2 protein-coding genes are annotated in these 1,446 nt (G+C 68.3%); both read left to right on the top strand.

Annotated elements, in window-relative coordinates; all coding sequences use genetic code 11:
- The first annotated feature begins 290 nt into the window (after positions 1-290).
- On the top strand, positions 291-692 hold the full coding sequence (locus tag VA603_RS11405; RefSeq protein WP_323438911.1) for a hypothetical protein: 402 nt from the start codon (positions 291-293) through the stop codon (positions 690-692).
- Between the two features lie 3 nt (positions 693-695).
- Positions 696-1,139 (top strand): 3-dehydroquinate dehydratase, encoded by a 444-nt coding sequence (locus tag VA603_RS11400; RefSeq protein WP_323438910.1) that lies wholly within the window; start codon positions 696-698, stop codon positions 1,137-1,139.
- The last annotated feature ends 307 nt before the right edge of the window (positions 1,140-1,446 follow it).

The following is a 1,446-nucleotide window of genomic DNA, read 5'->3' as shown; positions in this document are numbered from 1 at the left end:
TCGTTCATGGCACGTTCCTGAGGGAAGACAAGGCAGTGGACTGGCAGGAAAGAGCGAAGTTCCCCGGCAGGAGTGGCCCTGGCCGGCAGACCGATGACCGCTGCCGCCCCCGCGATGTCCGGGCATTTCGACGTAGCGTTGTCACCGGCTTCGCGGCCGAGGCCGCTCCTGCGGCGATGGCAGCGCTACGCAATCTTTACGCGCACACCCCTGCTCCGACGTAGCGGTGTTACCTGCCCGGCGCGCATCGTGTCACCACCGCGCCAAACGGCGCTCCGCAAAGGTGTCACATGAGCATCCTGTTGATCCGGCAAGCACCGCAGGGCGTGCCGCCGGCACCGCTTCCGGCCCGCATCGGTGGCCACGCACTGCACTGCCGCAGCGGCGATTCACTGCCGGCCCTGCTCGATGGCCTGCACCAAGCGCGGGACACACGGCCTGCGTGGGTGCTGATCGAAACGGCCGTGGCAGGCGCGCCGCAATGGGACCAGCACGGCCAGGCCCTGCTGGCGGCACTGGAGGCACTGCCCGTGCCCTACATCGAAATGGTGCGCAACGATGCCGATGCGCTCGACGCGCACCTGCACCCGCAGCACGCACCGGCAGTGGTGGTCTGCACCGTGCAACGCGACCAGGCCTGCCAACTGTCGCTGGCCATCGCCGCGCGTCGCCTGCAGGCAATGGAGGCCTGAGCCATGTCGATCAACATCGTGCGCGGCCCCCAGGGCAGCGGGGCGCTGCAACGCGCCGCCGCGCCGCTGCCGGAGGCGGTGATGCACTCGCTGGTGCAGCGCGCCCTGGACAGCGGCACCAGCATCGCCGTGCGTGACTGCCGCTGCGAACAGGAACTGCTGGAAGCGTTGTGCGTGGCCGACCACAGCCCCGGCGAGGTCACCCTGCTCGCGCCCGGTGCCTGTGTGGGCAGCACACGCCTGCAGCGGCTGCTGCCGCGCCTGCACACCACCTACATCGAAGTGCATGACGACGACGGCCAGGAACCGCGCCTGCCTGCCTCGGACGGCCACCGTCTCGGCGTGGCACAGGGCTTCCGCGCACAGAGCTACGTGCTGGCGCTGGAGATGGCACTGGAACACCTGGGCTGCAACGAGGCCGGCAACCGCGTGCATGTGGGCACCTGAAACCCGCAGGAGTGGCCTCCGCCGCGAAGCCATTGATACATGACGTCGTTCTTCAACATGCAGTTGCATACGTCCTGTACGCATCACCAGTGCCTGCTTCGCGGCCAAGGCCGCTCCTGCCTGGCTGGACGGACATCGCCGATGGACACCATGGAGCTGAACCACGGGCACCACTACCTGGCCGGCTACGAAATCTACGTGGACGGCCACCCCTTCTGGTGGGGGCACCTTGCACTGCGCATCGACATCGCAGACCCGCTGCTGCACGACCCGCAGGGGGTGCTGGATCGGCTGTGTGCGATGGCCG

The sequence above is a fragment of the Stenotrophomonas capsici genome, assembly GCF_034961085.1.
GTDB classification, from domain to species: Bacteria; Pseudomonadota; Gammaproteobacteria; order Xanthomonadales; family Xanthomonadaceae; genus Stenotrophomonas; species Stenotrophomonas capsici.
This window is presented reverse-complemented; position numbering and strand designations above follow the sequence as displayed.

Excerpts from the sequence above, each read along its gene's own strand:
- VA603_RS11405 (WP_323438911.1), top strand. The coding sequence starts at position 291 with ATGAGCATCCTGTTGATCCGGCAAGCACCGCAGGGCGTGCCGCCGGCA.
- VA603_RS11400 (WP_323438910.1), top strand. The coding sequence starts at position 696 with ATGTCGATCAACATCGTGCGCGGCCCCCAGGGCAGCGGGGCGCTGCAA.